This is a genomic window from Escherichia sp. SCLE84, from assembly GCF_012584495.1.
GTDB lineage: Bacteria > Pseudomonadota > Gammaproteobacteria > Enterobacterales > Enterobacteriaceae > ECMA0423.
Genome location: NZ_CP051430.1, coordinates 2,593,977 through 2,620,794, shown reverse-complemented (window position 1 = coordinate 2,620,794; position 26,818 = coordinate 2,593,977). Strand labels below are relative to the sequence as shown.

At 48.8% G+C, this 26,818-nt stretch carries 25 protein-coding genes, 1 tRNA gene and 1 pseudogene; 12 read left to right on the top strand and 15 right to left on the bottom strand.

Annotation, left to right across the window (positions count from 1 at the left end):
* Positions 1-12: 12 nt before the first annotated feature.
* From pyrB to bdcA, 4 genes are all read right to left on the bottom strand, one after another.
* Positions 13-948 (bottom strand): aspartate carbamoyltransferase, encoded by a 936-nt coding sequence (gene pyrB, locus HGD79_RS12795; RefSeq protein WP_000013046.1) that lies wholly within the window; start codon positions 946-948, stop codon positions 13-15.
* Positions 949-951: 3 nt separating this feature from the next.
* Entirely contained in the window at positions 952-1,086 is a 135-nt protein-coding gene (gene pyrL, locus HGD79_RS12790; RefSeq protein WP_001296693.1) for a pyr operon leader peptide, read from the bottom strand.
* 280 nt (positions 1,087-1,366) lie between these two features.
* Positions 1,367-1,762 carry a RidA family protein gene (locus HGD79_RS12785; RefSeq protein ID WP_021534602.1) on the bottom strand — a complete coding sequence of 132 codons (396 nt, stop codon included), beginning with the start codon at positions 1,760-1,762 and terminating at the stop codon, positions 1,367-1,369.
* Positions 1,763-1,892: 130 nt separating this feature from the next.
* On the bottom strand, positions 1,893-2,606 hold the full coding sequence (gene bdcA, locus HGD79_RS12780) for an SDR family oxidoreductase (protein ID WP_000500727.1): 714 nt from the start codon (positions 2,604-2,606) through the stop codon (positions 1,893-1,895).
* 70 nt (positions 2,607-2,676) lie between these two features.
* On the opposite strand from bdcA, the gene HGD79_RS12775 reads away from it, so the two are divergent.
* The 4 genes and pseudogenes from HGD79_RS12775 to HGD79_RS12760 all read left to right on the top strand — a co-directional run bounded on the left by HGD79_RS12775 (position 2,677) and on the right by HGD79_RS12760 (position 5,550).
* Positions 2,677-3,270, top strand: coding sequence for a TetR/AcrR family transcriptional regulator (locus HGD79_RS12775; RefSeq protein ID WP_021534603.1), 594 nt, complete (start codon positions 2,677-2,679; stop codon positions 3,268-3,270).
* A gap of 144 nt (positions 3,271-3,414) precedes the next feature.
* Positions 3,415-3,867, top strand: coding sequence for a toxin-antitoxin biofilm protein TabA (gene tabA / locus HGD79_RS12770; RefSeq protein ID WP_001308227.1), 453 nt, complete (start codon positions 3,415-3,417; stop codon positions 3,865-3,867).
* A 122-nt stretch (positions 3,868-3,989) separates the two neighbouring features.
* Positions 3,990-4,694 (top strand): annotated as a pseudogene (locus tag HGD79_RS26645) (DNA-binding protein); the annotation flags it as partial.
* A gap of 625 nt (positions 4,695-5,319) precedes the next feature.
* Positions 5,320-5,550 (top strand): hypothetical protein, encoded by a 231-nt coding sequence (locus HGD79_RS12760; protein ID WP_001309158.1) that lies wholly within the window; start codon positions 5,320-5,322, stop codon positions 5,548-5,550.
* Positions 5,551-5,650: 100 nt separating this feature from the next.
* On the opposite strand, the gene argF is transcribed toward HGD79_RS12760, so the two are convergent.
* Positions 5,651-6,655, bottom strand: a complete 1,005-nt coding sequence (gene argF, locus HGD79_RS12755; protein ID WP_000086237.1) for an ornithine carbamoyltransferase — start codon at positions 6,653-6,655, stop codon at positions 5,651-5,653.
* A 161-nt stretch (positions 6,656-6,816) separates the two neighbouring features.
* Between argF and rraB the strand changes: the two genes are divergently transcribed.
* The gene (rraB, locus tag HGD79_RS12750) at positions 6,817-7,233 is read left to right on the top strand and encodes a ribonuclease E inhibitor RraB (protein WP_000002953.1); all 417 of its coding nucleotides are present in this window, start codon (positions 6,817-6,819) and stop codon (positions 7,231-7,233) included.
* Between the two features lie 45 nt (positions 7,234-7,278).
* On the opposite strand, the gene HGD79_RS12745 is transcribed toward rraB, so the two are convergent.
* Positions 7,279-7,782: a GNAT family N-acetyltransferase gene (locus HGD79_RS12745; protein WP_001059422.1), complete on the bottom strand. Its 504-nt coding sequence runs from the start codon at positions 7,780-7,782 to the stop codon at positions 7,279-7,281.
* Positions 7,783-7,974: 192 nt separating this feature from the next.
* On the opposite strand from HGD79_RS12745, the gene HGD79_RS12740 reads away from it, so the two are divergent.
* On the top strand, positions 7,975-9,171 hold the full coding sequence (locus tag HGD79_RS12740) for a YjgN family protein (RefSeq protein ID WP_168848412.1): 1,197 nt from the start codon (positions 7,975-7,977) through the stop codon (positions 9,169-9,171).
* A gap of 55 nt (positions 9,172-9,226) precedes the next feature.
* Here HGD79_RS12740 and valS read toward each other — a convergent pair whose 3' ends face one another.
* The 3 genes from valS to pepA form a co-directional block, all read right to left on the bottom strand.
* Positions 9,227-12,082 carry a valine--tRNA ligase gene (gene valS, locus HGD79_RS12735; protein WP_168848411.1) on the bottom strand — a complete coding sequence of 952 codons (2,856 nt, stop codon included), beginning with the start codon at positions 12,080-12,082 and terminating at the stop codon, positions 9,227-9,229.
* Complete coding sequence (gene holC / locus HGD79_RS12730) at positions 12,082-12,525, bottom strand: DNA polymerase III subunit chi (protein WP_000786399.1); 444 nt, start codon at positions 12,523-12,525, stop codon at positions 12,082-12,084. Before holC ends, valS begins: the two co-directional genes overlap by 1 nt.
* Before the next feature lie 133 nt (positions 12,526-12,658).
* Entirely contained in the window at positions 12,659-14,170 is a 1,512-nt protein-coding gene (pepA, locus tag HGD79_RS12725) for a leucyl aminopeptidase (protein WP_000397144.1), read from the bottom strand.
* 153 nt (positions 14,171-14,323) lie between these two features.
* Here pepA and ytgA point away from each other — a divergent pair, with 153 nt between their 5' ends.
* From ytgA to lptG, 3 genes are all read left to right on the top strand, one after another.
* Positions 14,324-14,374 (top strand): protein YtgA, encoded by a 51-nt coding sequence (ytgA, locus tag HGD79_RS26640; RefSeq protein ID WP_211180521.1) that lies wholly within the window; start codon positions 14,324-14,326, stop codon positions 14,372-14,374.
* 62 nt (positions 14,375-14,436) lie between these two features.
* Positions 14,437-15,537, top strand: a complete 1,101-nt coding sequence (lptF, locus tag HGD79_RS12720) for an LPS export ABC transporter permease LptF (protein ID WP_000584114.1) — start codon at positions 14,437-14,439, stop codon at positions 15,535-15,537.
* On the top strand, positions 15,537-16,619 hold the full coding sequence (lptG, locus tag HGD79_RS12715) for an LPS export ABC transporter permease LptG (RefSeq protein ID WP_001295681.1): 1,083 nt from the start codon (positions 15,537-15,539) through the stop codon (positions 16,617-16,619). Before lptF ends, lptG begins: the two co-directional genes overlap by 1 nt.
* Positions 16,620-16,737: 118 nt before the next feature.
* On the opposite strand, the gene HGD79_RS12710 is transcribed toward lptG, so the two are convergent.
* From HGD79_RS12710 to idnD, 5 genes are all read right to left on the bottom strand, one after another.
* Positions 16,738-18,240, bottom strand: coding sequence for a helicase HerA-like C-terminal domain-containing protein (locus tag HGD79_RS12710; protein ID WP_001315985.1), 1,503 nt, complete (start codon positions 18,238-18,240; stop codon positions 16,738-16,740).
* A 77-nt stretch (positions 18,241-18,317) separates the two neighbouring features.
* On the bottom strand, positions 18,318-19,316 hold the full coding sequence (idnR, locus tag HGD79_RS12705) for a DNA-binding transcriptional regulator IdnR (RefSeq protein WP_001349989.1): 999 nt from the start codon (positions 19,314-19,316) through the stop codon (positions 18,318-18,320).
* A gap of 66 nt (positions 19,317-19,382) precedes the next feature.
* A complete protein-coding gene (gene idnT / locus HGD79_RS12700; RefSeq protein ID WP_001128335.1) occupies positions 19,383-20,702 on the bottom strand; it encodes a gnt-II system L-idonate transporter in 1,320 nt (439 codons plus the stop codon).
* A gap of 64 nt (positions 20,703-20,766) precedes the next feature.
* Positions 20,767-21,531 (bottom strand): gluconate 5-dehydrogenase, encoded by a 765-nt coding sequence (idnO, locus tag HGD79_RS12695; RefSeq protein WP_000998695.1) that lies wholly within the window; start codon positions 21,529-21,531, stop codon positions 20,767-20,769.
* Positions 21,532-21,554: 23 nt separating this feature from the next.
* The gene (gene idnD, locus HGD79_RS12690; RefSeq protein WP_001197416.1) at positions 21,555-22,586 is read right to left on the bottom strand and encodes an L-idonate 5-dehydrogenase; all 1,032 of its coding nucleotides are present in this window, start codon (positions 22,584-22,586) and stop codon (positions 21,555-21,557) included.
* Positions 22,587-22,802: 216 nt separating this feature from the next.
* Between idnD and idnK the strand changes: the two genes are divergently transcribed.
* Positions 22,803-23,366 (top strand): gluconokinase, encoded by a 564-nt coding sequence (idnK, locus tag HGD79_RS12685; RefSeq protein ID WP_000896734.1) that lies wholly within the window; start codon positions 22,803-22,805, stop codon positions 23,364-23,366.
* A gap of 3 nt (positions 23,367-23,369) precedes the next feature.
* Here the strand turns inward: idnK and ahr are convergent, their stop codons facing one another.
* Positions 23,370-24,389 (bottom strand): NADPH-dependent aldehyde reductase Ahr, encoded by a 1,020-nt coding sequence (gene ahr, locus HGD79_RS12680; protein ID WP_001349988.1) that lies wholly within the window; start codon positions 24,387-24,389, stop codon positions 23,370-23,372.
* 195 nt (positions 24,390-24,584) lie between these two features.
* Here ahr and HGD79_RS12675 point away from each other — a divergent pair.
* Positions 24,585-24,669 (top strand) — tRNA-Leu (locus tag HGD79_RS12675).
* Positions 24,670-24,757: 88 nt separating this feature from the next.
* The gene (locus HGD79_RS12670) at positions 24,758-26,707 is read left to right on the top strand and encodes a site-specific integrase (protein ID WP_012137235.1); all 1,950 of its coding nucleotides are present in this window, start codon (positions 24,758-24,760) and stop codon (positions 26,705-26,707) included.
* The last annotated feature ends 111 nt before the right edge of the window (positions 26,708-26,818 follow it).

Genomic DNA, 26,818 nt, shown 5'->3' with positions numbered 1-26,818 from the left:
CTCTATTTCCCCTTACAGTACCAGATCGCGATTCAGAACCAGTGCCAGTAACGCCTGGCGAGCGAAAATCCCGTTGCCTGCCTGCTGGAAGTACCAGGCGTGTGGCGTTTTATCAACATCTGTCGCAATCTCATCAACACGCGGCAGCGGATGCAGCACTTTCATATTGGCTTTGGCGTTGTGGAGATCGCTGGCGCGAAGAACAAACTGCGCTTTCACGTTGGCGTACTCGGACGGGTCCAGACGCTCTTTTTGCACGCGGGTCATGTACAGGATGTCTACTTCCGCCATCACTTCTTCAATAGAGCTGTGCAGACTCCATGCGATCCCTTTTTCATCGAGCATATCCAGAATGTATTGCGGCATTGCCAGCGCGTCCGGCGCGATGAAGTAAAAACGGTTGCCGTCGAACTTCGCTAACGCCTGAGTCAGGGAGTGAACGGTGCGGCCATATTTCAGGTCACCAACCATTGCGACGTGGAGATTGTCCAGACGCCCCTGGGTTTCCTGAATAGTGAATAAGTCCAGCAAGGTTTGCGTCGGATGTTGGTTGGAGCCATCACCGGCATTCAGTACCGGTACATTGCCGGAAAACTCGGTGGCCAGGCGCGCCGCACCTTCCTGCGGATGACGCATCACTATCGCATCGACGTAAGTGCTGATAACCGAAATGGTATCGGCCAGCGTTTCGCCCTTTTTACCCAGTGATGTATTGGCGCTGTCGGAGAAGCCCACCACGCTGGCACCCAGGCGGTGCATAGATGTTTCGAAAGAGAGGCGGGTACGGGTAGAGGCTTCGAAGAAACAGCTGGCAATGACTTTGTGCTTCAACAGCTCTGGTTGCGGGTTTGCTTTCAGTTTCGCCGCTGTCGCCAGCACCAGATTAAGGTCATCGCGACTAAGGTCGTTTATGGAAATGATATGTTTCTGATATAGCGGATTAGCCATCTTTTATCTCCTGACGCCTGGGCAAAAAAAAGCCCCTCGATTGAGGGGCTGGGAATGGGTGATCAACGGGAAGAAAAACGGCAGGCCAGCGTCTTTTTTCAGACGCGGTAAGACAAAATGTCGAACACACTGAACCATACATCCTCCCGGCAAATTGTCCGGCATTATACTCATCGTCAGAAGCGGTGCAAGCATTTGATGCAATATTTTGTCAGCGCAAACGGTTTATTTGAATTAAAAGTCAAGGTATATGCATTTTTATTTGATGTGATTCTGCAGGGGAACTGTCCTTCGGTATCAATAATTGCAGACATTCCCTGCTTTTTCCTTTTTCACTTTCACGCAATCAGATATGCATTTTATTCCATTCATCCGACTTATAGGGCGGAGTGTGAAAACGAACGGCTAACACTATTGCTTACTGCTCAGGGATGCGCGCTATCACTTTAATTTCAAAATCAAAGCCTGCCAGCCATGTAACACCCACCGCCGTCCAGTTTGGATAAGGTGGGGCGCTAAATATTTCATTTTTCACCGTCATGATGTCTTCGAATTGTTTTTCTGGATCGGTATGAAAGCTCGTAACATCAATGATATCGTCAAAAGTGCATCCCGCAGCAGCCAGGGTCGCATGCAAATTATCAAATGCCAGTCTGACTTGTTGCTGAAAATCGGGTTCTGGTGTTCCGTCCTCTCGACTTCCTACTTGCCCGGAAACAAACAGCAAATCGCCGGAACGAATAGCCGCAGAATAACGATGCTCAGCATACAGTGAATGTCGGCTAGCAGGGAAAACAGCGGTTCTTTCTACCATTTGGTTATCCTCAAGATTTACGACATGAACAGAAGATTTCTCTTTACCGGGAGCCGCTTTTAGCGGACGACGTGAGTAAACAAAACCCAGACATCATGGATAATGGCTGGGCTTAATTGAGCGTAGTCGGTTATGCGCCAAACGCGCCATCAATGGTATGCATCGCGCCGGTAACAAAACTGGCTTCTGGCCCTGCTAACCATGCGACCATACCAGCGACCTCTTCCGGTTGCCCATGTCTTTTGATAGCCATCAAACTATGCAACATATCGCGCATTGGCCCGTTGGCGGGATTAGCGTCGGTATCAATTGGCCCTGGCTGGACGACGTTAATGGTGATCCCACGCGGTCCAAAATCACGGGCCAGCCCGCGCGCCATGCCTTGCAGGGCAGATTTGCTGGCGGCATAAGCAGCCATGCCTGCAACAGGCATACGATCGCCATTCACGGAGCCGATGATTAAGATGCGCCCGCCTTCGGGCATCTGCCGGGCGGCTTCAACAGAGGCATGATAAGGAGCATGAATATTGATTTTGAAAAGGCGATCAATATCGTCGGCATTTAATTCCAGGGCCTCGCCAAAGACGCCAATACCTGCATTTACCACCAGGATATCCAATGCGCCGCTCTTACGAACGACATCAATGACAGCGTCTCTGTCAGCACTATCTGTGAATACTGCTGTCGCTCCAGTCTCTTGTGCCAGGCGTTTAGCGGCATCTTTCGACCCCGCATAGGTGAATCGTACATTGGCCCCATCGGTGACGAAACGACGTACGATAGCGGCACCGATACCACGACTGCCACCGAGGATGAGAACTGTCTTACCTGTAAAAGCGCCCATAAGGACTCCTTGATTTATTATGTAACATGCATTACAAAACTGTTTTAACTTTCTGTCAACAGGTTTTGTAATGGTCACTAAAAAACAATCTCGCGTTCCAGGTCGTCCCAGACGTTTCGCTCCTGAGCAGGCAGTCTCTGCGGCAAAAGTGCTTTTTCACCAAAAAGGTTTCGATGCTGTCAGTGTTGCTGAAGTTACTGATTATCTTGGTATTAACCCCCCGAGCCTCTACGCGGCTTTTGGCAGTAAAGCTGGGTTATTTAGCCGTGTACTCAATGAATACGTCGGTACGGAAGCTATTCCGCTTGCCGATATTCTTCGTGATGATCGTCCAGTAGGCGAGTGCCTGGTTGAGGTATTAAAAGAAGCGGCGCGCAGATATAGCCAAAATGGCGGCTGCGCTGGCTGTATGGTTCTTGAAGGTATTCATAGTCATGATCCACTAGCGCGTGATATTGCCGTTCAATATTATCACGCCGCAGAAACGACCATTTATGACTATATCGCCAGGCGGCATCCACAAAGCGCACAATGTGTGACTGATTTTATGAGTACCGTGATGTCAGGGCTTTCTGCGAAGGCACGAGAGGGGCACTCCCTCGAACAACTCTGTGCAACAGCTGCACTGGCGGGGGGAGCGATAAAAACTATTCTCAAGGAGTGATGCGGGCCTTGACCCGAAAGGCGGGAACGCGCCTGCCGATAAGTTGTGATAAGACAATAATTCACGCGTTAAGGCTAGCGGAATTGATCATCTTTTCGTATAACGATAGAAATGAAACGTTGTTTTAATTAAGGAGTGGAAAAGATGATCATCGGAAATATTCATAATCTTCAGCCGTGGCTACCCCAGGAGTTACGCCAGGCGATTGAGCATATCAAAGCACACGTTACGGTAGAAACGCCAAAGGGCAAGCACGATATCGAAGGCAATCGTCTGTTTTATCTTATCTCGGAAGATATGACCGAGCCGTACGAAGCTCGCCGTGCGGAGTATCATGCCCGCTATCTCGACATTCAGATTGTGTTAAAAGGTCAGGAAGGCATGACCTTCAGCACGCAACCTGCAGGCACGCCGGATACCGACTGGTTAGCTGATAAAGACATCGCATTTTTGCCGGAAGGCGTTGATGAGAAAACAGTTATCCTTAATGAAGGTGATTTTGTTGTGTTTTATCCGGGGGAAGTGCATAAACCGCTGTGCGCAGTGGGCGCGCCAGCCCAGGTTCGCAAAGCAGTAGTGAAGATGCTGATGGCGTGATGACTTTTCGCCGTAAATAACTCCAGGTTTACGGCGAGTTTGTGAAAAGAGCGTTTTTTGATATTTTTTTGTGAGTAGAATTTGTAATGCTTAGACGTTCTTATTAACTCAAGGAGTCCGTCATGAGCAAAATATCAGGTTGGAATTTTTCTCAAAACATTACATCAGCCGACAATTGTAAACAAAAAAATGAAGACTTAGATACCTGGTATGTGGGAATGAATGATTTTGCCCGAATTGCCGGAGGGCAGAATAGCAGAAGCAATATTCTTTCTCCCAGAGCATTTTTGGAGTTTTTGGCTAAGATATTTACCCTGGGTTATGTGGATTTTAGCAAACGCTCCAACGAAGCGGGTAGAAATATGATGGCTCATATTAAGTCCTCATCTTATATCAAAAATAATGATGGTAGTGAGATAATGAAGTTTGTTATGAATAATCCTGAAGGGGAGCGAGCGGATTTATCTAAGGTGGAAATAGAAATTACACTTGCCTCAGCTTTTAATAATGGGATTCGTGAAGGACATACAGTCATTATATTTCCACAACCTGATGGTTCGACTAATCGTTATGAAGGGAAGTCCTTTGAAAGAAAAGATGAGAGTTCATTACACCTGATTACTAACAAGATTCTGGCGTGTTACCAACGCGAAGCTAACAAGGAAATAGCTCGTCTATTAAATATTCCGCAGGAGTTAAATAATTCTCAGGACTTGAATAACTCGCAGGTGAGTTGTAAAGATTCAGTTGATTCTACGATTACGGATTTATTAGAAAAACCATTGAATAATGCATTATTAGCAATAAGGAAAGAACATCTGCTATTAATGCCTTATGTATGTAATGAATCGATTTCATACTTGCTTGGTGAAAAAGGGATACTGAAAGAAATAGATGACCTTAACGCAGTAAATAATTATCTTCTTAATAATAAGAAAGCTACTGACAATGAAATTAATGACATCAAAGTTAACCTGTCTCATATTCTTATTGCTTCCTTAGATGATGCAAAAGTTAACCTTACACCGGTCATCGATTCGATTCTGGAGATTTTTTTAAAATTCCCATATATTAATGATGTAAGAATACTGGATTGGTGTTTTAATAAAAGAATGCAATATTTTGGTGATTCTGAAAAGATAAAGTATGCATGCTCCGTGATAAATCATATTGATTTTAGCCGCGATCAATCTAAAGATTTTAGCTGCGATCAATCTAAAATTAAAATAGCTGAGACCTTATTTTTCAATCTCGATAAAGAACACTATAAAAATAGCCGTAAATTACAGGAATTGATTTGGGATAAGTTGGTTGCATATGTCAATGATTTTAACTTAAGCAATCAAGAAAAATCACGCTTAATACTAAGGTTATTTGATGATGTTAAGTTGCTATTTAATGAAGTGCCTGTCAGCATTTTAGTAAATGATATTTTTTTTGAAGGATTTTTTCATGAAGCAACCTGATTTTGCTAAGTGGTATTTCTATCAATTACTTAAAGATTATGAGGGCGAACAGCTGTATCTTAATGAGTTAGGATATGTTTATGGTAATGAAGAAAAAACAAATGAAATTGTAAAAAACAATCCGGGTTATGTCGTTAAGATTTTTGAAGAAAAGATGGTTAATGAATTAAAAATTAGAACAAGAATGATGAAAATCCTCCGGAAGATTTACGTATAGCAATAGAAAAATATGGATGGAATAATTGAACTATTACTGCATAAAATAATGTGATGCCGGGATGTTTTTGTATTTCCCGGCATCTTTATAGCGATATCAATTATTTACTGAGCGTCGCGACCATCACCGCTTTGATGGTATGCATGCGGTTTTCCGCCTGATCAAAAACAATGCTGGCGGCAGATTCGAAGACCTCATCAGTCACTTCCATTCCGCCATGTAGGCCAAACTCTTCCGCCATTTTCTTACCAAGCGTCGTCTGGTCGTCATGAAACGCGGGCAGGCAATGGAGGAATTTGACCTCCGGGTTACCGGTCAACTGCATCATCTTGCTGTTCACCTGATAATCACGCAGTAATGCAATCCGTTCTGCCCATTTCTCTTTTGCTTCCCCCATCGACACCCATACATCGGTATAGATAAAGTCAGCACCTTCAACTCCTTTGGCTACATCTTCCGTCAGCGTAATATTCCCGCCATTTTGCTGTGCCAGGGCGCGGCATTCCGTAACCAGCGCAGCTTCCGGCCAGCATGCCTGTGGCGCGACCAGACGCAAATCCAGACCGGTAAGCGCCGCAGCTTCGAGCATCGAATTGCCCATGTTGTTACGTGCGTCACCTGCATAGACCAGCGTCATTTCGTTGAATGCTTTACCGGGTAAATGCTCCTGCATGGTGAGGAGATCCGCCAGCAACTGCGTGGGGTGAAACTCATTGGTCAGGCCGTTCCATACCGGCACGCCAGCGTATTCCGCCAGTGTTTCGACAATCTCCTGACCATAGCCGCGATACTGAATACCGTCATACATGCGACCCAGCACGCGGGCAGTGTCTTTAATCGACTCTTTATGACCAATCTGACTGCCGCTTGGGCCGAGATAAGTAACGCGAGCACCCTGGTCATATGCGGCAACTTCGAAAGAGCATCGGGTACGGGTCGAGTCTTTTTCGAAGATGAGCGCGATGTTTTTACCAGTGAGTTTGGCTTCTTCTTTGCCGCTTTTCTTATCGGCTTTCAGTTTCGCGGCTAACTGCAGCAGGCTGTTGAGTTCAGCTGGCGTGAAATCGAGTAATTTCAGGAAATGCTTATGATAAAACCTGGACATAGATCCCTCCTGTGGCTAACGCCTCAATGAATTAAAATTCAATTTATATGGATGATTATTCATTTGCAAGTCTAAAGCATAAATCTTTGTCACAAAGGTGGAGGCAATGTCAGTGGTGTGTGACAATAAGAGTATCGGCAGGACATTAAGAGGAATGAGCCATGGCAAACCCGGAACAACTGGAAGAACAGCGTGAAGAAACACGTTTGATTATTGAAGAATTACTGGAAGATGGCAGCGATCCGGACGCGCTGTACACCATCGAACACCATCTTTCCGCAGACGATCTGGAAACCCTGGAAAAAGCAGCAGTTGAAGCGTTTAAACTCGGTTACGAAGTGACCGATCCAGAAGAGCTGGAAGTTGAAGATGGTGATATCGTGATTTGCTGCGACATCCTCAGCGAGTGCGCGTTGAATGCCGATCTGATCGATGCCCAGGTTGAACAACTGATGACGCTGGCGGAGAAATTTGACGTTGAGTACGACGGTTGGGGCACTTACTTTGAAGATCCTAACGGCGAAGACGGCGACGATGAAGATTTTGTCGATGAAGACGATGACGGGGTTCGCCACTAATTAATTGATTAAAATGCCCGATAGCACACACTAGCGGGCATTTTTTTAGAGTTCGCGTAGCATCCGCACTTCACAATCTACATGGCCCGTGCAGCCAAGTGCATAGTCGATATGTTGAAAACCTAAATGTTCATACAAACCAATCGCTTCTTTCAAAAAAGCGGTCGTTTCCAGATAGCAGCGTTTGAAGCCCATCTCTCGTGCCTGCTCCATCGCCATTAAGGCCAGTTTTTTCGCCAGCCCTTTACCGCGAATAGCCGGAAGAAAATACATCTTCTGCAGTTCGCAAATGTCCGACTCACTCCCGGTTAATGGCGCAATCCCACCGCCGCCGACCACTTCACCATCGTACTCAACCACCCAATATGCATGACCCGGCTGACTATACACTTGATACAACTCGTCCAGGTTCGGATCGGCGACGGTGTAGCCTTTATCAGCGGTAAGACCGTATTCGGCGGATACCTGACGAATGACGCGGGCGATGGCGGGATTATCCTGCTGCGTCAGGCGACGCATTACAGGTGATTGCGGCGCAATGTTATTCATAGTTTAACCCAATAAAAATAAAGTAATTATACATTTGTTTAATACCACTCTCTTCTTACGTGCGCAAGCGACTTATAAAGTAATAAAGTTTTTGCCAGCCTATTACTGATAAGAGTATTGTAACGTGGCAGAACATTTTGCTGTCTGTATATATAAATTATATCAATGGATTTTTTAATTCAGGGAATTTTTATGGCTCAAGTTATTAATAAAATGGATGTTCCGTCCCATTCGTTTGTTTTTCATGGTACAGGTGAGAGATATTTTATTATTTGTGTGGTGAATGTGTTGTTAACGATTATAACGCTAGGTATCTATTTGCCATGGGCATTAATGAAATGTAAGCGTTATCTCTATGCTAATATGGAAGTTAACGGACAACGATTTTCTTATGGAATTACTGGTGGGAATGTTTTTGTTAGTTGTCTTGTTTTTGTTTTTTGCTATTTCGCAATCTTAATGACAGTGTCAGCAGATATGCCACTTGTTGGCTGTGTTTTGACTTTGTTACTGTTGGTTTTGCTTATATTTATGGCAGCAAAAGGACTGCGTTATCAGGCCTTGATGACCAGTCTCAACGGCGTAAGATTTAGTTTTAATTGCTCTATGAAAGGGTTCTGGTGGGTAACCTTTTTCTTGCCGATTTTAATGGCCATTGGGATGGGGACTGTTTTCTTTATCTCGACAAAGATGCTACATGCCAATAGTTCAAGTAGTGTTATTATATCTGTGGTTCTGATGGCAATAGTTGGTATTGTTTCCATTGGTATTTTTAATGGTACTTTATATAGCCTGGTAATGAGTTTTCTCTGGAGCAATACCAGTTTCGGTATACATCGTTTCAAGGTGAAATTAGATACTACGTATTGTATAAAATATGCCATTCTCGCATTTTTAGCTTTATTACCTTTTCTCGCTGTTGCTGGTTATATTATCTTCGATCAAATATTAAATGCGTATGATAGTTCTGTGTATGCAAATGATGATATTGAGAATTTACAGCAATTTATGGAAATGCAACGTAAAATGATAATCGCGCAGTTAATCTATTATTTTGGGATTGCTGTTAGCACCAGTTATTTAACGGTGTCGTTGCGAAATCATTTTATGAGCAACCTGTCACTGAATGATGGGCGTATTCGTTTTCGCTCAACTTTAACGTACCACGGTATGCTTTATCGCATGTGTGCGTTGGTGGTGATATCCGGGATTACGGGCGGTCTGGCTTATCCACTGCTGAAAATATGGATGATTGACTGGCAGGCAAAAAATACGTATTTGCTGGGCGATTTGGATGACCTTCCTTTAATCAATAAAGAAGAACAACCAGATAAAGGCTTCTTAGCCAGGATTTCACGGGGAATTATGCCTTCTTTACCATTTCTGTAAGAGATAAAAAAGGCCGGAGCATGCTCCGGCCTTCGTTTTCATTACTGTGTTTTGATTACAGCGCGGCAATAACAGCCTGCTGTTCAATCAGCTTCGCTTTCGCTTCTGCATAGCCTTCCAGCTTCTCACGCTCTTTCGCGATGACCGCTTCCGGTGCGCGGGCGACAAAGCCTTCATTCGCCAGCTTGTTCTCGATACGGCTGATTTCGCCTTCGATCTTCGCCACTTCTTTCGCCAGACGCGCCAGCTCATCTTCTTTGTTGATGAGGCCAGCCATCGGGATCAGCAGCTCTGCGCCGTCGATGATCTTAGTAACGGAAACCGGACCTTTGTCATCGGCAGGCAGCACGGTGATGCTTTCCAGACGCGCCAGGGTTTGCAGGAAGCCACGGTTTTCATTTACGCGACGTTCTGCATCCGCGCTGCAACCACGCAGCAGCAGCTCCAGCGGTTTGCCCGGCGCGATGTTCATTTCTGCACGGATGTTACGTACCGCAACGATCGCCTGCTTCAACCACTCTGTGTCGGCCAGTGCGGCTTTATCAACCTGAGATGCATCGTACTGCGGGAACGGCTGCAGCATGATGGTGTCGGCAGTGATACCGCAAAGTACTTTCACACGCTGCCAGATGGTTTCGGTGATGAACGGAATGATCGGATGCGCGAGGCGCAGCAGACCTTCCAGCACGGTCACCAGCGTATGGCGAGTACCGCGCAGTTCGGCTTCGGTGCCACCGTTCATTACCGGCTTAGTCAGCTCCAGATACCAGTCACAGAACTGGTTCCAGGTGAACTCATACAGAATGCCTGCGGCGATATCGAAGCGGAAGCTGTCCAGCGCTTCGCGGTACGCTTTGATGGTCTGGTTGAACTCCGCCAGAATCCAGCGATCCGCCAGCGACAGCGTCATCTCGCCGCCGTTGAAGCCGCAATCCTGACCTTCTGTGTTCATCAGCACAAAGCGGCTGGCGTTCCACAGCTTGTTACAGAAGTTACGGTAACCTTCCAGGCGCTTCATATCCCAGTTGATGTCACGACCGGTAGACGCCAGTGCCGCCAGGGTGAAGCGCAGCGCGTCAGTACCGTGCGGTTCAATACCGTTCGGGAACTGCTTCTCGGTGCGCTTACGGATTTTGTCCGCCAGCTGTGGCTGCATCATATTGCCGGTGCGTTTTTCCAGCAGTTCTGGCAGCGAAATACCGTCAACCATATCCAGTGGGTCGATAACGTTACCCTTGGATTTGGACATCTTCTGGCCTTCGTCGTCACGAATCAGACCGGTCATGTAAACAGTGTGGAACGGCACCTGCGGTTTGCCATTTTCATCTTTGATGAAGTGCATGGTCATCATGATCATGCGGGCAATCCAGAAGAAGATGATGTCGAAACCAGATACCATCACGCTGGTTGGGTGGAACTGACGCAGGGCGTCGGTGTTTTCCGGCCAGCCTAGGGTAGAGAAGGTCCACAGCGCAGAAGAGAACCAGGTGTCGAGAACGTCTTCGTCCTGACGCAGGACAACATCAGCACCGAGGTTATTTTCTTTACGCACTTCGTCTTCGTTGCGGCCAACATAAACGTTACCCGCTTCGTCATACCATGCCGGGATACGGTGACCCCACCACAACTGACGAGAGATACACCAGTCCTGAATATCGCGCATCCAGGAGAAGTACATGTTTTCGTACTGCTTCGGTACGAACTGAATGTCGCCGTTCTCAACCGCTTCAACTGCCGGTTTCGCCAGGACATCGGCACGCACGTACCACTGGTCGGTCAGCATCGGTTCGATGACCACGCCACCACGGTCGCCATAAGGAACGGTCAGGTCATGTGGTTTAATTTCTTCCAGCAGGCCGAGTGCGTCAACCGCAGCAACGACCGCTTTACGTGCAGCAAAACGCTCCAGTTTCTGGAATTCTGCGGGGATCTCGCTGGAATAAACGTCAGATTCGTTACCTTTGGTATCGAACACCTGGGCACTTTCACGGATATCGCCGTCAAAGGTCAGGATGTTGATCATCGGCAGCGCGTGACGTTTACCCACTTCATAGTCGTTAAAGTCGTGCGCCGGAGTGATTTTCACGCAGCCGGTGCCTTTTTCCATGTCGGCGTGTTCGTCGCCAACGATCGGAATACGACGGTTAACCAGCGGCAGAATGACATATTTGCCAATCAGATCTTTGTAACGCGGATCTTCCGGGTTAACGGCTACGCCAGTATCGCCCAGCAGGGTTTCCGGACGGGTAGTCGCAACCACCAGATAATCTTTACCGTCTGCGGTTTTCGCGCCGTCAGCCAGCGGATAGCGGATGTGCCACATCGAACCTTTCGATTCGCGGTTTTCCACTTCCAGGTCAGAGATAGCGGTGCGCAGTTTCGGGTCCCAGTTTACCAGGCGCTTGCCACGGTAAATCAGGTCTTCTTTATACAGACGAACGAAAACTTCTTTCACCGCATTGGACAGGCCTTCGTCCATGGTGAAGCGTTCACGCTCCCAGTCCACGGAGTTGCCGAGACGGCGCATCTGACGGGTAATGGTGCCGCCGGATTCCGCTTTCCATTCCCAGATTTTGTCGATGAAAGCTTCGCGGCCGTAGTCGTGACGGGTTTTACCTTCTTCTGCGGCAATCTTGCGCTCAACGACCATCTGGGTAGCGATCCCGGCGTGGTCAGTACCGACCTGCCACAGGGTGTTTTTGCCCTGCATGCGCTGATAGCGGATCATGGTATCCATGATGGTTTGCTGGAAGGCGTGACCCATATGCAAACTGCCGGTGACGTTCGGCGGCGGGATCATGATGCAGAAACTTTCCTGGCTTTCATCGCCATTAGGCTTAAAGTAGCCCTGCTTTTCCCAGTGCTCGTAAAGCGGCTGTTCGATATCTTGTGGGTTATATGTCTTTTCCATTATTTCCAGGTTGCCGTATTCAGGTTGAAACCAGCCACGCGGTAGGCTTTATAGCGTTCGCGCGCCAGTTGTTTCAGAGAATCTTCATAAGGAACGAAGTCTACCACTTCTGTGAAAGCGGTGGCAAAATCTGCAAAGCTTGTTCGCAGACTAATCAATATATCGCGCGGGCTGCTGCTGCGTTTTTGCGGCCAGGCGATCTCCACCGGCGCACCGCCGCGCGGTCCTTCTCCCGCTAAATTATGCGGAACAAAGCTTTCTGCCGGACGCGCCCACAGGGCTTCATCCAGCCGGTAAGCCTGCTTTTCATCTTCACAGGCGATGAGCACGCGCTTACCACTGCGCCAACGTTCTGCGGCAATTTCACACACCAGCTGCTCAACGGCGCTTAAGCCATCGACGGTGGTGTCATTGTCCAGAAGGTAGAACGTCGCGTTTTTCATAAATGGGGCTTCTTGTGGTGGATTTAAATATTGCTGCATTCCTCACCCTAAAAGATGAGCAATGAATTTCTATTGCGCTCGATCGGTTCCCTCTCCCTTAGGGAGAGGGTTAGGGTGAGGGTAAAACGCAAACTTACTCTTCGCCGTTAAACCCGGCGCGGTTTAACAGGAACTGTGCCAGCAACGCTACCGGACGACCGGTTGCGCCTTTCGCTTTACCAGAACGCCAGGCGGTACCGGCGATATCCAGGTGCGCCCAGTTGTACTTACGGGTAAAGCGTGACAGGAAGCAACCTGCGGTAATCGCCCCACCAGGACGACCGCCAATGTTCGCCATATCGGCAAAATTGGACTCCAGTTGTTCCTGATACTCGTCACCCAGCGGTAAGCGCCATGCGCGGTCACCGGATTGTTCAGACGCGGCAATCAGTTCATGGGCCAGCGGATTGTGGTTCGCCATCAGACCAGTAATGTGATGACCCAGCGCGATCACGCAGGCACCGGTCAGCGTCGCCACGTCAATCACCGCTTCCGGCTCAAAACGCTCAACGTAAGTTAACACGTCGCACAGTACCAGGCGGCCTTCAGCGTCAGTATTCAGCACTTCAACGGTTTGACCGGACATGGTGGTTAACACATCGCCCGGACGATAGGCTCGTCCGCCAGGCATGTTTTCGCAGCCTGCCAACACGCCGATAACGTTAATCGGCAGTTGTAGCTCCGCGACCATCCGCATCACGCCGTAAACCGCCGCCGCGCCGCACATATCGTACTTCATCTCATCCATGCCTTCTGAAGGCTTGATGGAGATACCGCCGGAGTCGAAGGTTAAACCTTTACCCACCAACACGATTGGGCGTGCATCTTCCGACGCGTTGCCTTTGTACTCAATCACCGACATCAGTGATTCGTTTTGCGAACCCTGACCGACCGCCAGATAGGAATGCATCCCCAGCTCTTTCATCTGCTGTTCGCCGATAACGCGGGTGATGACATTCTTGCTGTAGCTGTCAGCCAGCTGGCGCGCTTGTGAAGCGAGGTAAGCGGCGTTACAGATATTCGGCGGCATATTGCCGAGATCTTTTGCTGCTTTAATCCCGGCGGCAATCGCCAGACCGTGCTGGATCGCGCGCTCACCGCTGGTCAGTTCACGGCGGGTCGGCACGTTGAACACCATTTTACGCAGCGGACGACGCGGTTCGCTCTTGTTCGTTTTCAGCTGATCGAAACTGTAGAGCGTCTCTTTTGCTGTCTCGACAGCCTGACGCACTTTCCAGTAGTTGTTACGGCCTTTAACGTGCAGTTCAGTCAGAAAGCAGACCGCTTCCATTGAGCCAGTATCATTCAGCGTATTAATGGTTTTCTGAATAACCTGCTTGTACTGACGCTCATCCAGCTCACGTTCTTTGCCGCAACCAATAAGGAGAATTCGCTCGGAAAGTACATTCGGAACATGGTGCAGCAACAATGTCTGCCCCGGTTTTCCTTCCAGTTCGCCCCGACGTAGCAGGGCGCTGATGTACCCATCGCTGATTTTATCGAGCTGTTCTGCAATCGGAGAAAGGCGACGTGGTTCGAAGACGCCCACGACGATGCAGGCACTCCGCTGTTTCTCCGGGCTACCGCTTTTTACACTAAACTCCATGCACTACGCTCCTGAATCTTAAAGACAACGGCGGTGGCTACAGATAGAATTGCAAGCTTTCGTAACTCATGTCCGCTGTTGCGATGACTTCGTGTTAATCTTAACGTTATTACGGCATTGGCACGTCAGAACAAAATCTGAGAGGTGAATCCGTTGAGTATAATTATCTTAGCGACGATTTCGACGACTCAAGAGAATAAATGACGTTTAAGCCATGAAACAAGCTAAAATCCTGCAAAAGACGAGTTTTTACGGGCGTATTTAAAGTGATAATCATAAGATATCTGGTGCGGGAGACGCTCAAAAGCCAGCTGGCGATACTCTTCATCTTGCTTTTGATCTTCTTCTGTCAAAAGTTAGTGAGGATCCTCGGCGCAGCGGTTGACGGCGATATTCCGGCGAATCTGGTGCTCTCCCTTCTCGGGTTGGGCGTGCCGGAAATGGCGCAGCTTATCCTGCCATTAAGCCTGTTCCTCGGGCTGCTGATGACGCTGGGCAAACTGTATACCGAAAGTGAAATTACGGTAATGCATGCCTGCGGCCTGAGCAAAGCGGTTCTGGTGAAAGCGGCAATGATCCTTGCGGTATTCACGGCAATCGTCGCGGCGGTTAACGTGATGTGGGCGGGACCGTGGTCATCGCGTCATCAGGATGAAGTGTTAGCAGAAGCGAAAGCGAACCCTGGCATGGCGGCGCTGGCGCAAGGGCAATTCCAGCAAGCGACTAATGGCAGTTCGGTGCTGTTCATCGAAAGCGTTGACGGCAGCGATTTCAAAGATGTGTTCCTCGCGCAAATTCGACCAAAAGGTAATGCACGTCCTTCTGTGGTGGTGGCCGATTCCGGACATTTAACCCAGCTGCGCGACGGCTCCCAGGTCGTCACTCTCAACCAGGGAACGCGCTTCGAAGGCACTGCACTGTTACGTGATTTCCGCATTACGGATTTCCAGGATTATCAGGCGATCATTGGTCACCAGGCGGTGGCGCTCGACCCGAACGATACCGACCAGATGGACATGCGCACATTGTGGAACACTGACACCGATCGTGCTCGCGCAGAACTGAACTGGCGTATCACGTTGGTGTTCACCGTGTTTATGATGGCACTTATGGTCGTACCGCTGAGCGTGGTTAACCCGCGTCAGGGGCGCGTACTATCGATGCTGCCAGCCATGCTGCTGTATCTGTTGTTCTTCCTGATCCAGACCTCCCTGAAATCGAACGGCGGTAAAGGTAAGCTGGACCCGACGCTGTGGATGTGGACCGTTAACCTGATTTATCTGGCTTTGGCGATTGTTCTCAACCTTTGGGACACCGTGCCGGTCCGCCGCCTGCGCGCCAGTTTTTCGCGTAAAGGAGCGGTGTGATGCAACCTTTTGGCGTACTTGACCGCTATATCGGTAAAACTATTTTCACCACCATCATGATGACGCTGTTCATGCTGGTGTCGCTGTCGGGCATTATCAAGTTTGTCGATCAGCTGAAAAAAGCCGGGCAGGGGAGTTACGACGCGTTAGGCGCAGGAATGTATACCTTGCTGAGCGTGCCGAAAGATGTGCAAATCTTCTTCCCGATGGCAGCTCTGCTTGGGGCGTTGCTTGGTCTTGGGATGCTGGCGCAGCGCAGCGAACTGGTGGTGATGCAGGCTTCTGGTTTTACCCGTATGCAGGTGGCGCTGTCGGTGATGAAAACCGCCATTCCGCTGGTCTTGCTGACGATGGCGATTGGCGAATGGGTCGCGCCGCAGGGCGAACAGATGGCGCGTAACTACCGTGCGCAGGCGATGTACGGCGGCTCGTTGCTCTCTACCCAGCAAGGCTTATGGGCGAAAGATGGCAACAACTTCGTCTACATTGAGCGGGTTAAAGGTGACGAAGAGTTAGGTGGCATCAGCATTTATGCCTTTAACGAGAATCGTCGTCTGCAATCCGTACGCTATGCCGCTACCGCGAAGTTTGACCCGGAACATAAAGTCTGGCGTCTGTCGCAGGTTGATGAATCTGATTTGACCAATCCGAAACAGATTACCGGTTCGCAGACGGTGAGCGGCACCTGGAAAACCAACCTCACGCCAGACAAACTGGGCGTGGTGGCGCTGGACCCGGATGCACTCTCAATCAGCGGTTTGCACAACTACGTGAAGTATCTGAAGTCGAGTGGTCAGGATGCCGGACGTTATCAGCTCAACATGTGGAGCAAAATCTTCCAGCCGCTATCCGTGGCGGTGATGATGCTGATGGCGCTGTCGTTCATCTTTGGCCCACTGCGTAGCGTACCGATGGGCGTGCGTGTGGTCACCGGTATCAGCTTCGGTTTTGTCTTCTACGTACTGGACCAGATCTTCGGCCCGCTGACGTTGGTTTACGGCATCCCGCCGATTATCGGCGCACTGTTGCCAAGCGCCAGCTTCTTCTTAATCAGCCTGTGGCTGTTAATGAGAAAATCGTAACCAAGCAAGGGAGCGAAAGCTCCCTTTCACATTGTTGATAAAGTCAAATACGAGTTCGATCGGTCCCCTCGCCCCTTTGGGGAGAGGGTTAGGGTGAGGGGGACAGATCGCGCCTGACTTACCTTCTTCTCCCCCCCAGCAAACTCCCCAACATCCCGCGTACAATCTGATTCGTCACCTGGCGGGCGGCGCTTTTCGCCATTGTTTGCACCACACCATCTTTCTTACCGCCGCGTGGTCCGGTAGTGCCGAACAAAATATCCTTCAATCCACCAAGAATGCCGTCATCCACCGCTACCTCTTTCCCTTTCGCGGGGGGATTATTTTGCTGCTCGGTACTGGCCTGAAAGCCTTTTTGCAACATCTCATAGGCGGATTCCCGGTCCACCTCATCCTCGTACTTGCCATACACCGGAGAGTGATTAATCAAGCCATTACGCTCATCTTCCGTCACCGGTCCCATCCGCGAACAAGGCGCAATCACCATCGCCCGTTCCACCACTGAAGGACTTCCTTTCACATCAAGAAACGAGATTAACGCCTCGCCGGTCCCCAGTTCCTGGATTGCCTTTTCGGTATCAAATGCCGGATTGGCCCGCATGGTTTGCGCCGCAGCTTTTACCGCTTTCTGATCTTTGGGCGTAAAAGCACGCAAAGCGTGTTGAACGCGATTACCGAGCTGCCCGAGCACATTATCCGGAATATCAGACGGGTTTTGCGAAACGAACCAGACGCCTACGCCTTTTGAGCGAATAAGCCGTATCACCTGCTCAATCTTATCCAGCAGTACCTGCGGTGCATCGTTAAACAGCAGATGTGCCTCGTCGAAGAAAAACACCAGTTTTGGTTTCTCCAGATCGCCTGCTTCCGGCAATTGTTCATACAACTCTGAAAGCATCCACAGCAGGCTGGCGGCGTACAGTTTCGGCATCTGATAAAGCTTCTCGGCGCTGAGGATATTGATAACGCCTTTACCGTTGGTATCGGTGCGCATCCAGTCTTTGATATCCAGCATCGGCTCGCCAAAGAAGTGTGCTGCGCCTTGCTGTTCCAGCGACAACAGTCCGCGCTGGATGGCACCAACCGATGCGCTACTGATATTACCGTACTGATTCTGGAAAGATTTGGCGTTATCGCCGATGTACTGGGTAATCGCCCGCAGATCTTTAAAGTCGAGCAGCAACAATCCCTGATCGTCAGCAATACGGAAGATGATATTCAGCACGCCAGATTGCACATCGTTGAGATTCAACAGCCGCGCCAGCAACAGCGGCCCCAGATCCGAAACCGTCGCCCGCACCGGATGGCCTTTCTCGCCAAAGATATCCCACACCACCACCGGATTAGCATGCGGTTGCCAGTCATTGACGCCGATATTTTTAAGCCTTGCGAGTAGTTTTTCCGATGCCGTTCCTGCCTGCGCGATGCCGGTCAGATCACCTTTCACATCGGCCATAAACACCGGAACACCGATTTCCGATAGAGACTCCGCCAGTTTTTGCAGCGTGACAGTTTTACCCGTCCCCGTTGCGCCAGTAATCAGCCCGTGACGGTTAGCCATTCCCGGCAGTAAAAACAGTTCTGTGTCCGGCGTGCGGGCAATTAACAGGGGTTCGCTCATGAGATATCCTCCAGTTTCCTGCCTGGAGTATAGGCAACGTCCGGCAAAGAGAATACGTGTAATGAAGAGAAAATAACCTAAAGCGTGTTGCCTTGATAAATCTGATACCCGAGGTCAACAGTGTTGTGGTTGTGATCGTTATTTTTAATTTTGCTCAGCAACATTTGGGCGGCCATCCGACCAATATCAAAACGGGGAGTAATTACGCTGGCGAGGCTTGGGATCATTTGCCTGCCAATCTCCAGCCCATGAAAACCCGCAATGGAAATTTGTTCTGGCACGGCGAGGTTTCGCTCGCGGCACAGCAGAAGCGCACCCATCGCAATATCGTCATTGGTGCAAAATACACCGTCTAAATCCGGGTTTGCGCTAAGGGCATCACGCATTAACTGCATTCCTAAATGAATGGATGAGATGGCGCGTGGATTCATGCGTAATGGGGAAAGATTATGCAGCATCATCGCATCGCAATACCCCTGATAACGCTGTTCATCGCGGGTGTCATCTTTGGAACCGAGATACAGAATTTTGTGCCTGACTCGCTTCTCCAGCATGGTACACACCATGTCAAAAGCGGCCTGCCGATTATCAAAACCGACCTCCATATCCAGCCGTTCTCCCTGTACATCCATCAATTCCACGACCGGAATGGTGGCTGAACGCAGAAATTTCACCGTCCTGATGGTGTGATATTTTTCCGAAAGTATAATCCCGTCAATGTTATAAGAGAGCAGGTTAATCACCGACTCTTCTTCGGAATCGCGATCGTAATTGTAATTAGCAATAAGGGTCTGATAATTATGCTCAGAGGTGACGGATTCTATTCCCGCGAGAATGTCAGCGAAGAGTTGATTTTGAAATGACGGAATCAAGATACCAAGGGTATAACTTTGTGCATTCAACAACATGCCGGGAGCGCGATTAGGGATATAATTGATCTCTTCCATAATTTTGGCGATGCGCTCGCCTGTTTCCTTTGCCACCTTTTTCGGCGAGCGGATATAACGACTCACGGTCATTTTTGTTACGCCAGCCAGCGTAGCGATATCCTGTAAAGAAATTCTGTGATTGCGCATAACTTCTCCCAACGTCGGGGGAATCTTCAATCTTCCCCCGAAACTACATCACAATATTTTATTCTTTCAGTGCAATACGGCGTTAATGGCTAACACGCCCAGCAAACCCATAATAGAAATAAGGGTTTCCATCACCGTCCAGGTACGCAACGTTTCACCAACCGTCAGATTAAAATACCCTTTAAATAGCCAGAAGCCAGGGTCGTTTACGTGTGACGCGATCACGCTGCCCGCACCGGTTGCCAGTACCATTAAAGCGGGATCGGCATGGGTAACGTTGATAATCGGCAACACCACACCCGCGGTGGTAATGGCCGCGACGGTGGCAGAGCCCAGAGCGATACGCAACAGCGCCGCAACAGTCCAGCACATCAATAACGGCGAAAGCGTAGTTCCGGTCATTAAGTGTGAAATATAGTGCCCGACACCGCTATCTACTAATACCTGCTTAAACGCGCCGCCGCCAGCGATAATAAACACAATCATCGCGATAGCGCCTATAGAATCCCCAATGATATCCATGATTTGCTCGATGGTGCGTCCATTACGTCGGCCCAGTGTGAAAATCGCAATAACAATGGCAATAAACAGCGCAACGGCAGGGTTACCGACAAATTCAAAGAAGAGGCGCACGGTGTTAGTTTTCGGTAACGTAATTTCACAAACGGCGGCGATAGCCATCAGGATGACCGGGATCACGGCAGCGAAAATACTGTTCCAGAAGGAGGGCATCTCCTCTTCGCTAAACAGATGAGGATTAAATAAGCCTTCCGGTGGTGCTTTCTCAAAGCGAGTTAGCAGTTTAGAAAACAGCGGTCCTGCGACAATAACTGTCGGAATGGTAATGATAAATCCATACAGTAAAGTCGTTCCGAGATTAGCCTCAAAGATAGTCGCGATGGCAGTAGGCCCTGGATGTGGCGGCAGAAAACAGTGGGTTACAGAGAGCGCTGCTACCATTGGTACGCCAACATACAACAGGGGTAATCCTGATGATGCTACGATGGTAAATACCAACGGCAACAGCAGGACAAAACCCACTTCAAAAAACATGGCGAGGCCCACAACCAGACCGGTGATCACTAGCGCCCATTGCACGCGTTTTTTACCAAAAGTAGCAATCAGCGTAGTGGCGATACGTTGTGCCGCACCCGTATCAGAAATCAGCTTGCCTAACATGGCCCCGAAACCGAGAATCATTGCCAGCCCGCCGAGCGTGCTGCCGATACCATTTTGTATAGAGTGCAGGACGGCCTGTGCATCCATCCCTTCGGCAAATCCGACGACGGCAGCTACCAGAACGAGGGCAATAAAGCCGTTAACTTTAAAGCCGATCATCAGGATAAGAAGCAGCGCGACGCCTGCCGCAATAATGATTAATGGCATAGTCTTTATCTCTTATTAGTGCCAGAAAAGCAGCGCTTTCGCGCTGCACGTAGGGTAGTAGGTGTTAAACAGCCACTAACATGCCGCCATCAACAAACAACAGGTGGCCGTTTACGAAATCAGAGGCTTTTGAAGAAAGGAACACCGCAGCACCAATCAGTTCCTGCGGATCTCCCCAGCGTGCGGCGGGGGTCCGTTTGCACAACCAGGCGGTGAAGGCTTCGTCCTCAACCAGTGCTTTAGTCATTTCTGTTTTGAAATAGCCCGGCGCAATACCGTTGACCTGAATATTGTGGCGCGCCAGCTCGACGCACATGCCGCGGGTGAGCATTTTTACCGCCCCTTTCGATGCGGCATAAGGGGTGATGGTGTCACGTCCCAGTTCGCTTTGCATCGAGCAAATATTAATAACTTTACCTGCCTTGCGTTCAACCATGTGACGAGTTACCGCTTGCGATACCAGGAACACGGCGGTCTGGTTTACTGCGATCACATCATTCCACTCTTGTTCAGGGAACTCAGTAAAAGGATGACGGCGCTGGATACCGGCGTTATTCACCAGCACATCAATGGGGCCGATGTCCTTTTCGATATGTTCAACGGCGGCATCAATTTCATGTTTATGAGTAACATTAAAAGGTGCGGCAACGGCCTGAATACCCTCCTGGTGGAGTTTTTCTACAGCAAGTTCTGCGCGTTCGGCAGTAATATCATTAATAATTATTTGTGCGCCATATTTACCCAGGCCGGTTGCCAGTAAAAAGCCAATGCCCTGTGCTGAACCGGTAATCAAGATATTTTTTCCTGCCAGTGAAAATAGATCGTTCATTGTATTATTCCTTTATTTATCTCTTAGAAAACAAGCTGGACTTTTGCTGCCTGGGTTTTATCACCGGCGAAACGTAGCGCCTCTTCCAGGTCAGTGAAGGGATATTCAGCACTCAGTAAAGGCAGTGGATTGATAACGCCATTCGCCAGCCATGACACTGCGGTATTAAATTCGCTGGTAAAACGGAAAGAGCCTCTGAGTGAAATCTCCTTACCAATCAACGTCATCATTGGGAATTCTGCCATCGCGCCTCCCATACCTACCTGCACCATTACGCCGCGTGCACGAGTGACCTCCAGACAGGTATTCACTGATGAAGGATGACCGGACACTTCAAAGCTGACATCGAAATAGCCTTTTTCCGCTTTCCAGTGATCCATGTCGTCGTTTTGTGGGTTTACGAGCACATCCGCCCCCATCTCTTTGCCCAGCGAAAGGGAACGGGGACTCACATCAGCACAGACAATTTCCGCGGCCCCCAGTGTTTTCACTGCACTGACAATCAGGCAGCCAATGGGTCCAACACCGGAAATAAATACTCGCTTGCCCTGTAACTCGCCGGCCTGATGTGCGGCATGAATCGCGACGGCTAAAGGTTCGGCAAAAGCCATAACCTTTTCGTCAGCTTTGGCCGGATAAGGGACACATTGCGACGTTTCGACCATTTTATAACGGGTAAAACCACCATCAACATGAGGGAAATACATGGCACTGCCAAAAAAACGCATCTCTGTACACTGATTCTCGTTATGTTCAATGCAGTATTTGCAGTGACCGCACGGTTTAGACGGATTAATGGCTACCGTTTGCCCTTCATGTAATTCTGATGAGTCGCTATGAATAACTTTACCGATAACTTCATGACCTAACACCATCGGTGCCTTTATCATGAAATTACCTACTTTTCCTTCCTGATAATAATGTAAATCGGAACCGCAAATTCCACCTCGGGTTATTTGTACTAATGTTCCATTATTATTCCAATCTATCGTCTGCTCGGTAACGGCAACAGTTTTCTTGCCCGCAACAACGCAGGACTGTGTTTTCACTTGCATAAATTCCTCACTGGTCAGGTAGACACCTCGGAAGCATTTAAGCGGTTTTAATTGTCATTATTTGTGATGAAGATCACGTCAGAAAATTGTTACATTACTATGTTACGCATAACGTGATGTGCCTTGTAATTCTTATCAGCAGAAATAAAAAAACGTGAAATTATTATGCCACCAGGCGTAGTATCGCAGCAGGTAAGATGATTCAGGAGATTTTAAATGGCGGGTGAAAGCTTTATTTTGATGGGCGTTTCAGGGAGTGGTAAAACATTAATTGGTAGCAAGGTTGCCGCGTTATTATCTGCTAAATTTATTGATGGTGACGATCTTCATCCAGCCAAAAATATAGATAAAATGTCGCAGGGTATTCCATTATCTGATGAAGATCGACTTCCCTGGCTGGAACGCTTAAATGATGCTTCATACAGTCTTTATAAAAAGAATGAAACAGGATTTATTGTCTGTTCATCATTAAAAAAACATTATCGTGATATTTTACGCAAGGGTAGCCCCCATGTTCATTTCCTCTGGTTAGATGGCGACTATGAAACTATCCTCGCGCGAATGCAGCGTCGGGCTGGGCATTTTATGCCGGTAGCGTTACTAAAAAGTCAGTTTGAGGCGCTGGAGCGTCCACAAGCAGATGAACAGGATATTGTGCGCATTGATATCAACCATGATATTGCCAATGTCACCGAACAATGTCGGCAGGCTGTGCTGGCGATACGACAAAACAGAATATGTGCGAAAGAGGGCAGCGCCTCAGATCAGCGCTGCGAATGATTTTCAAAAATCGGCTTTCAACACCACGCGGTAACGCGCCTTACCGTCGCGCACATGCTGGATGGCGTCGTTAATTTTCGACATCGGGAACAGTTCGGTTGTCGGCGCAACCTTGCTGCGGGCGGCAAAGCGCATCAGCTTACGCAGTTCATAAGGCGTGCCGGTAGCAGAGCCAGAGACGCTGCGATCGCCCGCAATTAACGTAAAGGCCGGAACAGACAGCGGCGTGAGAACCGCACCGACAGTGTGGAAATTACCGCCGTACGTCAGCGCCTCAAAATAAGGCTGCCAGTCGAGGCTGACGTTCACGGTATTGATAATGAGATCAAACTGCCCCGCCAGTGCTTTCAGTGCCTGCGGATCGCGGCTATTCACCACTTTATCGGCACCCATCGCCAGCAATTCCTGCTCTTTCGCCGGATTAGAACTAAAGGCCGTCACCTCACATCCCATTGCGTGCAGAAGTTTTATAGCGATATGCCCCAGCCCGCCAATACCAATTACCCCAACGCGGCTGGTAGCAGTGATATGGTGCATCAACAGTGGTTTAAAGACCGTGATACCGCCGCACAACAGCGGCCCGGCAGATTCAATGTCGATATTTTCCGGCAGTGGAATAACCCATTGCCAGTCTACACGCAACTTCTCGGCAAAACCTCCGCGATTCATAATTGTTGGCACCGCACCTTGCTCACAGTTGATCTGATTTCCGCTAATACAGGCGTCGCAGTGACCACAGCTACGCGCTGTCCAGCCAATCCCGACACGCTGACCGACCTGCAAACCTTTATCCTGCGCGGCACTCCCGAGCGCCACCACGCGACCAATCACCTCATGCCCGGCAACCAGCGGATATTGTGAAAATCCCCATTCGTTATCGATCATCGACAGATCGGAATGGCAGATCCCGCAGTAATCCACCTGCACTTCAACATCTTGTGGCTTCAGCTCACCGGGATCGTACTCATAAACTTCCAGTTCGCCGCCCGCTTCTTTTGCGGCATAGCTTTTTATCATTGACATTTTTTGGTCCTTCTCTGGTGTGGTCTGGGAAGTGTAGAGCATGGCAGGGCGGGGTGCATGGAGTGTGACAAAGGTTACACATCGCTGTACGCAATGCTGAAAATTTCAGCACTTAGCGAGATGCGAGCAAGCTGGCGCTTGCATGGTGGCGTGCGACAGGTATAATCCACAACGTTTTCCGCATACCTCTTCAGTGCCGAAGTGGCGAAATCGGTAGACGCAGTTGATTCAAAATCAACCGTAGAAATACGTGCCGGTTCGAGTCCGGCCTTCGGCACCAAGACTCAATTAAATCCTTCTTTTTTAAGGATTTTTTGTTTCTAGACCTTAATATCGCGTTGCCCTACTACAAAAGGGTATACGAGGCGATGTCCCAGCGTTATAACCTCTATCGTCGAACCAGCGGCATTTATGTTGTCCGCATTAGCGTTCCCCAACGTTTTCGTCGATACGCAGGACAGTGTGAGATTCACACTTCAACAGGCACTCATGATCTTCATGAAGCAAAGCAGAAGTCCGCGCTCCTGTTGGCTGTCTGGTATCAGACCTTACAAGAGTATGAACAATTGGATTACCGAACTTTAAGTGACTGCGCCCCGCTGCTTGCTGGTGAGGGGATGATCTCGCTTTCTAACTTTGCTCAGTCAATCGAGTTGCCTATATCGCAATTGATTCGAGAGGTGATTAATCGTAACCTCCCGGTATTCTGGCTGGCGACTGGTCAGTTCGGTTTCTATGTTGATGAATTTAATGCAGTAGAGCGGGAACCCGGTGCAAAACGAGAAAAACAGTCTGATGATGAAAAGGATCAACCTAAAGAAGTCATCATTCTCAATAGCGCGTTTGAGCTGGGTATCGAGAGCTTCGCAAATGGTTATCTCCGCCCCTTCAATCCCCGGCATACTTTAGATTGTCTGTTGAGCGCTGGAGTATCCGAAGGAGAGGCTGCATTTCGAACTAGTGGTGATAACCAAAGTGGAGGTTGGTTCTTCGATTTACCCGGCGTAGATATAACTGCTGATAGCCTCTTGATTAGCAAAGTTCATGCTGAAGGCCTTCGACTTACATGGCTGGTTAAGACCACGCCACCAGCAGTTAGCATTCACCCTGCCGTGCCTCTTGTCGCCCCTGTTATCGCTAACGAATATGTTCACCGCAAACATTACAATGAAAACTTGTCATGGCTTCGTGAAGAGTATTTGAAACATCGGCGTAAGGGCAAGGTATCAGAAGCGGCGCTCCGCGATATTCGCTATTACTTCGATTTGATGATCGAAGTGATGGGGGATATTCAGTTGGAAGATTTCGACCGTGATTTCCTCCGGGCTTATGAGAGCAAGTTGCGCACAATTCCTGCTAACCGTAATTTGATGAAAGGTAAGCACGGGGTTAAGACGCTGGATGAGTTAATCGCCAAAGCGGCAGAATGTGGCGATAAACTGATGACAGAAGAGTCTGTCAAAAAGTATATCAACGGCCTTTATGGTGCAATGGAGTGGGCTGTTGATGACGGTAAGTTTCTGAAATCGCCATGCGACAACTTTTTCCCTCCCGATGACAAAGGTGAGCGAGAGCAGGATCACACTGACATATTTGAACCGCATGAAATTAAGGCAATTTTTTCGCAACCGTGGTTTGTGGCTGGAACTGTTGAACGTAATGCGCAAGGGCGATTCCATCAATATTGCCCGTTTCACTATTGGGCGCCGTTGTTGGGCTTGATGACGGGGGCAAGGGTTAACGAGATTGCACAGTTAATGCTGGACGATGTTCTGGCAGATGACGGCGTTTATTACCTGAACCTTGAAAGCGATAGCGAAAACGGAAAGAAACTAAAAAACGCCCAATCCCGCCGCAAGATTCCGGTTCATTCTACGCTGATTGAACTCGGTTTTATCGAGTATGTGGATGCGTTGAAAGCTGCCGGGTATGACCGTCTTTTTCCCGAGCTTAAACCACATAAAACTAAAGGCTATGGTAGGCCGGTTTCCGCATGGTTCAATGAATCATTGCTTGCGGGTCGATTAAAACTTGAAAGAGACAGAAGCAAATCTTTCCACTCTTTCCGGCATTCTGTTTCAACTTTGCTTAAAGAGAAGGGTGTTAGTTCGGAACTGCGTGGGCAGCTACTTGGGCATGTGCGCGGCAAAACAGAAACTGAAGTGCGATACAGCAAAGATTTAAAACCGGTTCACATGGTTGAGGTTGTCGAAAAGATTGATTTTTCTTTGCCCGAGATAGCGAGATTCAACATTCCTGATGGGCTGGATGCTGTAAGTGATGCGCTGCGAAGAAAGCGTGGCAAACAAACAGGTTGAGTCAGTTACTATTCAGTTGAGTGATGCTCCTGAATGCGCTGGGACGCTTCCTAGCGCATTTTTTATTAAAGATCGTGGATTTAATAGTGCCAAATTTGGAGACGCTTAAAA